The organism is Anaerocolumna jejuensis DSM 15929 (assembly GCF_900142215.1).
GTDB lineage: Bacteria > Bacillota > Clostridia > Lachnospirales > Lachnospiraceae > Anaerocolumna > Anaerocolumna jejuensis.
In genome coordinates this window covers 86,288-93,802 of record NZ_FRAC01000027.1, presented here as the reverse complement: position 1 = coordinate 93,802, position 7,515 = coordinate 86,288, and the positions used below count along the sequence as shown (strand labels likewise).

Genomic DNA, 7,515 nt, shown 5'->3' with positions numbered 1-7,515 from the left:
TTAATCTTTCTATTTAAGCAATATCACAAGCAGGCTTGTGATATGCATGGGGATTGGATTGAAAAATGCTTTGCATTTTTAATCTTTCTATTTAAACAGTATCACGAGCAGGCTTGTGATATGTATGGTGATTAAATTGTACAAGGCTTGCTCTTTAGCCTTTTCTGCGGGACTGCGGATTTGCAGTTCCGCAAATTTATTGTGTAGGAGGTTTTTTTGTGGAACAGGTAAACGCCATTGAATTAAAGAATGTTACCAAACGGTTTGGCGAAGTAATAGCAAATGACAGTGTGAACCTCTCTGTCAAAAAGGGTGAAATCCTATCTATTTTAGGTGAAAACGGCAGCGGTAAGACCACTCTTATGAATATGCTCTCCGGTATCTATTTCCCGGATGAAGGGCAGATATTTATTAACGGAAATGAAGTAACCATACGTTCCCCAAAAGATTCCTTTGCATTGGGCATTGGTATGATCCATCAGCATTTTAAACTGATTAATATATTAACAGCTGCTGAAAACATCATATTGGGCCTGCAGGGCAGCAAGACCCTGAAGATGCACCAGGTACAGGAAGAAATAAATAACCTTACCGCCCAGTATGGCTTTGATCTGAATCCGTCACAAAAAATCTATGATATGTCTGTTTCCCAAAAGCAGACAGTTGAAATTGTAAAGGTACTTTACCGTGGTGCTGATATCCTGATATTGGATGAGCCTACGGCTGTTTTGACCCCACAGGAAACGAAGAAGCTCTTTGATGTACTTCGCAACATGCGAAAAGCAGGAAAGTCCATTATTATTATCACCCATAAGCTGAATGAGGTGCTGGAGCTTTCCGACCGCGTCACGGTACTTCGCAAGGGAAAATTCATCGGTACGGTAAATACCGCAGAGGCTACGGTAGCATCCCTTACGGAAATGATGGTAGGGGAGAAGGTAAAGCTTGACATTGACCGAACAGAGCCTTCCAACACAGAGAAACGGATTGAGATGAGAGGCATAACCTGCAGAAACAGGGAAGGGCTTAAGGTAGTAAAGGAAGCTTCTTTCCTAGCTTACAGCGGAGAAATACTTGGAGTCGCAGGTATTGCAGGAAGCGGGCAAAAGGAGCTGTTAGAAGCCGTTGCCGGGCTTCAGTCTATTGAAAGCGGTGAAATCCTTTATTATGCACCGGACGGTAATACGGAAAAGATATCGGATATGAAGGCTGCACAAATCAGGGATTTAAAGATTCATTTATCCTTTGTTCCGGAGGACAGGCTTGGCATGGGACTTGTAGGCTCCATGGATTTGACGGATAATATGATGCTAAGAAGCTATAAGGACGGAAAACATTTCTTTGTAGACCGAAAGAAGCCCAAGGATTTGGCAAATAACATAGTAGAAAAGCTGGACGTTGTAACACCCGGAGTGGATACGCCTGTCAGGCGTCTTTCAGGCGGTAACGTGCAAAAGGTATTGGTTGGCCGTGAAATTGCTTCCAATCCTACGGTATTGATGGTGGCTTACCCGGTAAGGGGTTTGGATATCAATTCTTCCTATACCATTTATAACCTCCTCAATGAGCAAAAGGAAAAAGGGGTTGCTGTTATCTGCGTAGGAGAGGATTTGGACGTATTGCTGGATTTGTGTGACAGGATATTGGTACTTAACGGCGGAAGAGTTGCCGGTATTGTAGATGCAAGAAAGGCGACCAAGGAAGAAATCGGACTTATGATGACGTCTGATAGAAAGGGAGCACATAAGCATGAGCAAAGAAGCAGCAAATAAAGAAGTATTTGTCCGAATGACCAAGCGGGACAGCGTTTCGAAAACGAAAGCATGGACAATCCGGGGAATTGCCATTGTATTGTCCCTGATTGTGTGCGCGCTTGTGATTGTAGCAATTACAAGTGATAATCCCTTTCAGGTGTATCTTGGAATCATAGACGGAGCAGTCGGAAAAAAACGCCGTCTTTGGGTAACAATCCGTGAGACCATGACCCTTCTGATTATTGCGGTAGGCCTTACCCCTGCCTTTAAAATGAGATTCTGGAATATCGGAGCGGAAGGCCAGATTCTCATGGGAGGTACTGCCACCGCAGCCATGATGATATATTTGGGAGATTCATTGCCTAACTGGCTGCTGCTTTTGGTCGTTTTTATCGTAAGCAGTCTGGCAGGTATGGTGTGGGGACTTCTTCCGGCGGTATTTAAAGCCTATTATAATACCAATGAAACCTTGTTTACCCTGATGCTGAATTATGTGGCCATGCAGATTGTAACCTTCTGCATTGTTTTCTGGGAAAATCCTACCGGTTCCAACACGGTCGGAATCATTAACGGAGCTACCAGAAAGGGCTGGTTTGGAAATGTATTCGGTATGCAGTACGGCCTCAATGTTATCCTTGTACTTATTATGACACTGGCTGTTTACCTTTATATGAGGCATAGCAAGCAGGGTTATGAAATCGCAGTTGTGGGTGAAAGCCAGAATACGGCCAAGTATGCAGGAATTAATGTGAAAAGGGTAATTATCCGGACTATGATGATTTCCGGCGGAATCTGCGGGCTTGCCGGAAGTATTATTGTAAGCGGCGCCAGCCACACCATATCCACCAGTACTGCCGGCGGCAGGGGCTTTACGGCGATTATTGTTGCGTGGATGTCAAAGTTCAATCCCGTAGCCATGCTTTTCGTATCTGCTTTTCTGGTATTTATGCAGCAGGGTTCCATCCAGATTGCTTCCCAGTATGGGCTCAATCAGAATGCATCGGATATTATAACCGGTATCCTGTTATTTTTCCTCATAGGATGCGAGTTCTTTATTAACTATAAGCTGGAATTCCGTAAGAATAAGAAGGAGGTGGCCTAATATGTCGTTGCTGTTAATATTTTTACAGAATGCAATCAGCCAGGGAGTCAGCATTTTATTTGGCGCCTCCGGTGAGATTGTAACAGAGAAGTCCGGTAACTTAAATCTTGGTATCCCGGGTATTATGTACATGGGTGGCATATCTGGCCTGATGGCGGCTTTCTTCTACGAGAAATCGACAAGCCATCCGAATGCCTTTTTGGGACTTTTGATATCCTTGTTGGTGTCACTTCTGGCCTCTGCCTTTGGCGGTCTGATATACAGTGTCCTGACCATCAGCCTTCGTGCCAACCAGAATGTGGTAGGTCTTGCCCTTACTACCTTTGGAGTGGGCTTTGGTAATTTCTTCGGCGGTTCCATTTCGAAGCTTGCAGGAGGGGTAGGCCAGATATCCGTTAAGACCACAGCCTCCGCATACCGGGCAGAGATACCGGGCTTGTCGAAGATTCCTGTAATCGGGGACTTGTTCTTTTCCTATGGCTTTTTGACTTATTTATCCGTCATTCTTGCGGTTCTGCTGGCGTTCTTCCTAAAAAAGACCAGAAAAGGGCTGAATCTTCGGGCAATCGGAGAAGACCCTGCAACAGCGGATGCTGCGGGTATAAATGTATCCAGATATAAATATACGGCTACAATTTCCGGAGCTGCCATAGCAGGTCTCGGAGGCTTGTATTTTGTAATGGAGTATCTTGGCGGTACCTGGAACAATAACGGGTTCGGCGACAGGGGCTGGCTTGCCATTGCCTTGGTTATCCTTGCCCTGTGGAAGCCTGTTAATGCTATATGGGGTTCCTTTCTCTTTGGCGGACTCTATATTCTATATATCTACCTGCCAGGGCTGACAAGGGCAACACAGGAGCTTTGCAAGATGCTTCCCTATGTGGTCACCATCATTGTATTAATCTTGTCCAGTAAGCGGAATAAACATGAAAACCAGCCTCCGGCCAGTCTCGGAGAGGCGTATTTCAGAGAAGAAAGATAGAAAATGCAGGATTCGAATTGGTTAAGAGATTCGAATCCTGTTTTTAATTTTATGATATTCTTTATTAATTAAGAATTTGTTTTTCTAAATAAGTAAATAATAATTTTATATTTTTGTAAAACAGAGAAAATGGGGAAGTGATATGGAAATTATTTTTGAGATTATTTATACAGTTCTCCTTGAAAGCTGGGTTGAGAGTCGGAAAGCGAAAAATAAACCACTCAGCAAAAGAACACAGAAGGTAATCTCCGTATTAATAACGATTTTTGGAATGCTGTTAATTGCCGCGCTTTTCATTGGGGTTGGAGTTTTATTTGAACGGTTGGGCTCCGTACTGTTCAGTAAATAACAATTTCACACGTACAGATTCCAATTTAGTAAGTAGATTTACTAAAGGTACAGAAATCCCTTTGCCTTTAGTCTGTATAAATATTCTGATTTTGCAAAATTCAAAAATTCATTTGTCTACAGTCTGAAAGGAGTGATAATTTTCACTCCTTTTTGTTTGCTTTAAGCTTACTTATCCTTATAAGAAAAGGAGGTACAACATTATACAAGAGATGATTTTAAGCTGAACTAAAAAAAATATACCTAAAGTAAAATTATATACCTTATGTATTTTTATATCTTTGTTATACTTAAACTAACGAAGGGGTTGGATCGATTATTTGAAAATGCCTGGTTTAACCGGCAGACAGGAGCTTATATGGCAGAAAAGGCGAATTTTAAAAATAAGACTGTTGGTATAAGAAATTTATGCTGCCTGCTGGCAGTCATTATTTTAGTGATAACAGGTTGTTCGGGTAAATATCCGGAACCGGATTCTCTGGTAGTAACCATTGATAACAGCAAGATTTCTATGAATGAGATGATGTATCATATTATGCTGGAAAAATTACAGGGAGAGCTGTATGCCTCCTTTTTAGACAAGGGGATTAAAGATTATTGGGGAATGAAGGGAGACAACGGCAGGACCATGTGGGAGGAAGCAAAGGCTCAGGCCATGGAGAATGCGGTTAAATACGAAATATTTTATCAGAAAGCAAAGCAAAAGGGGTATACACTGACAGAGGCTGAGAAAAAAGCAAGTTTGGAAAAGGCAGAAAATATTCTGAAAAACATACCGGCAGACCAGCTTGAAACCTATGGACTTTCAAAAGAAAAGTTAATCGGGATTCAGGAAAAAATTACTGTTGCAACGGATTATTATAATAATTACATAGACTCCTTCCTTGATAAGGAAGCCATAAAAAAGAGCATAGATGTGAAAAAATATGAACAATATGACATTGAATATATCTATGGAAACAGGAATCAAAAAGATAAAGTAGGAGAGCTGACCGGCAAAGCTGATGCAGAAGCCGACTATAGTGCCCTGGCAGAGAAAGCAGGCTTAAAGTCAGGTAAACTTACGTTTTTAAAAGGTGCTGGTACCTTTGGAGAGGAAGATAATCTGGAAGAAATCATAACCTCAATGAAAGCCGGTCAGGTCAGTGGTCTGGTAGAGACCACAAAAGGCTATTACATCATTAAGCTGAAAGATAACACATCCAGGAGCGAATATGAAAAAGCTGTGGAAAAGGCCGTAAAGGAAGCCGAGACAGCAACCTTTGATAAAAAGTATAAGGCCCTGAAGGCGGAGCATAACATCACAGTTAATACGAAGGTCTGGGAAAAGGTTGTTATTGGAAAGTAAGCAATACGATATCCGCTGTAGCACAGGGATATTTAGAACATCATTTAGGAGAAGAAGACAGATGGAGGAATCAGTATGGCTAAGTCAACTACGATGAACGAATTAAAGCGGCCAAAACAAAAATTAACTGGGAAGAACCTGGCCAGGAAATGGTGGAACCAGAAATATTTGCAGTTTATGGTCATTCCGGGACTGATTTGGATGCTAATATTTAATTATCTTCCAATGGGAGGTATTATTATTGCATTTAAGAAATTTAAGATTACAAGACCCATATCCGAAGCACCGTGGGTAGGGCTTAAATATTTCAAGGATTTTTTCCAGGATATTTATTTTGCAGATATTATGACCAATACCATAGGTATTAGCTTATTAAAGCTTATAATAGGCTTTCCCATGCCGATTATCTTTGCGCTATTGCTCAATGAAATCAGAGGAATTAAATTTAAGAAAATCTCCCAGACCCTTTCTTACCTTCCTCATTTCCTGTCATGGGTAGTGCTTGGTGGTATCCTTACAACCTGGTTGTCAAAGACGGGAGTAATTAACGATTTTTTTATGGCATTACATATTATTGATGAACCAAAATCTTTTTTGGGAGATCCTAAAGTTTTCTGGGGAATTGCTTTGATTTCTGATATCTGGAAGGAGCTTGGCTGGTCGGCTATTATTTATCTGGCAGCCATTGCCGGAGTAGACCAGCAGATTTATGAGGCAGCTACGGTGGACGGTGCCAATAAGCTTCAAAAGATATTGCTTATAACCTTGCCCTGTATTACCGGAACGATTGCAATTATGCTGATACTTCAGATTTCCGGTTTGCTGAATTCGAATTTTGACCAGATATTAATTCTTAAGAATCAGGTCAATATTTCCAGGAGCCAGGTTATTGATACTTATGTTTATCAGGTGGGTATGACACAGGGGAATTACTCTTATGCGACAGCTGTGGGACTTTTTAAATCCGTTATCGCTTTGTTCTTATTGCTGATAGCCAACAAATCCAGTAAAAAGTTGCTTGGCAGGTCATTATATTAGGGAGGTATGGATGTGAAACAGACAGGTGGTATAAGAATCAAACGTTCCAGAGGAACTGTAATATTTGATGTATGCAATACGTTATTAATGATTATTATTTGCTTTTTATGTATTTACCCAATCTGGTATGTATTGGTAAACTCGCTGAATGATGCAAAGGATGCCATGATGGGTGGGATTTACTGGTGGCCGAGACAATTTTCCATGAAAAATTATCAGACGGTATTTGAAAACAGCAGTGTGCTGCAGGCTTTTAAAATTACCATAGGAAAGACACTGCTTGGTACTACAGTGAATGTTTTATTTACGGCCTTGGTAGCTTATCCGTTATCCAAGAATCATCTCATCGGAAGAAAATATTATATGGCAATCGGAACGGTAACTATGTTCTTTGCAGGCGGTATTATACCGACCTTTCTATTATTTAAACACATGTATTTATTAAATAATTTTTTGGTCTATATCATACCTGCAGCCTTTAACTTTTTTAATCTGCTGATATTTATCAACTTTTTCAGAGAAATACCGGTGTCTCTGGAGGAATCAGCGAAGATTGACGGTGCGGATGATTTTAAGATTTTCTATAAAATTATAATACCTTTATCCAAACCTGTGCTGGCGACCATTGCCTTATTTGCAGGTGTGGGACAGTGGAATGATTACTTCGGCGGTCTGATGTATATGACGGCCAGGCCGGATTTGGAACCGATACAGACCTATCTTTACAGAATGGTGGCCCAGGTACAGTCCAGCCAGGCGGCAAATTCCATTTCCGCCTCCAATATTACGGCGGCGGATACCACTTCAACCTCTATTAAGCTGGCCGCTATGATTATTACAACAGTGCCTATATGCTGCGTATATCCTTTCCTTCAGAAATATTTCGTAAAAGGAATGATGGTAGGTGCAGTTAAGGAATAGATCAATATTTTCAGGGAGGAAG

Annotated in this window: 7 protein-coding genes; all 7 read left to right on the top strand. The window is 41.3% G+C overall.

Annotated features, from left to right (window positions below):
• Positions 1-218 precede the first annotated feature (218 nt).
• The 7 genes from BUB77_RS22450 to BUB77_RS22420 all read left to right on the top strand — a co-directional run bounded on the left by BUB77_RS22450 (position 219) and on the right by BUB77_RS22420 (position 7,493).
• Entirely contained in the window at positions 219-1,772 is a 1,554-nt protein-coding gene (locus tag BUB77_RS22450) for an ABC transporter ATP-binding protein (RefSeq protein ID WP_073279251.1), read from the top strand.
• The gene (locus tag BUB77_RS22445) at positions 1,750-2,856 is read left to right on the top strand and encodes an ABC transporter permease (protein ID WP_073279250.1); all 1,107 of its coding nucleotides are present in this window, start codon (positions 1,750-1,752) and stop codon (positions 2,854-2,856) included. The genes BUB77_RS22450 and BUB77_RS22445 overlap by 23 nt, the downstream gene beginning before the upstream one ends.
• A 1-nt stretch (position 2,857) precedes the next feature.
• A complete protein-coding gene (locus BUB77_RS22440) occupies positions 2,858-3,838 on the top strand; it encodes an ABC transporter permease (protein ID WP_073279249.1) in 981 nt (326 codons plus the stop codon).
• Positions 3,839-3,980: 142 nt separating this feature from the next.
• On the top strand, positions 3,981-4,187 hold the full coding sequence (locus BUB77_RS22435; RefSeq protein ID WP_073279248.1) for a hypothetical protein: 207 nt from the start codon (positions 3,981-3,983) through the stop codon (positions 4,185-4,187).
• A 357-nt stretch (positions 4,188-4,544) separates the two neighbouring features.
• Positions 4,545-5,534, top strand: coding sequence for a peptidylprolyl isomerase (locus tag BUB77_RS22430; RefSeq protein WP_073279247.1), 990 nt, complete (start codon positions 4,545-4,547; stop codon positions 5,532-5,534).
• A 75-nt stretch (positions 5,535-5,609) separates the two neighbouring features.
• A complete protein-coding gene (locus BUB77_RS22425) occupies positions 5,610-6,572 on the top strand; it encodes an ABC transporter permease (RefSeq protein WP_073279246.1) in 963 nt (320 codons plus the stop codon).
• A 12-nt stretch (positions 6,573-6,584) separates the two neighbouring features.
• On the top strand, positions 6,585-7,493 hold the full coding sequence (locus BUB77_RS22420; RefSeq protein WP_242962567.1) for a carbohydrate ABC transporter permease: 909 nt from the start codon (positions 6,585-6,587) through the stop codon (positions 7,491-7,493).
• Positions 7,494-7,515 lie beyond the last annotated feature (22 nt).

Coding starts and splice junctions, on each gene's coding strand:
- BUB77_RS22445 (WP_073279250.1), top strand. CDS start 1,750: ATGAGCAAAGAAGCAGCAAATAAAGAAGTATTTGTCCGAATGACCAAG.
- BUB77_RS22440 (WP_073279249.1), top strand. CDS start 2,858: ATGTCGTTGCTGTTAATATTTTTACAGAATGCAATCAGCCAGGGAGTC.
- BUB77_RS22435 (WP_073279248.1), top strand. CDS start 3,981: ATGGAAATTATTTTTGAGATTATTTATACAGTTCTCCTTGAAAGCTGG.
- BUB77_RS22430 (WP_073279247.1), top strand. CDS start 4,545: ATGGCAGAAAAGGCGAATTTTAAAAATAAGACTGTTGGTATAAGAAAT.
- BUB77_RS22425 (WP_073279246.1), top strand. CDS start 5,610: ATGGCTAAGTCAACTACGATGAACGAATTAAAGCGGCCAAAACAAAAA.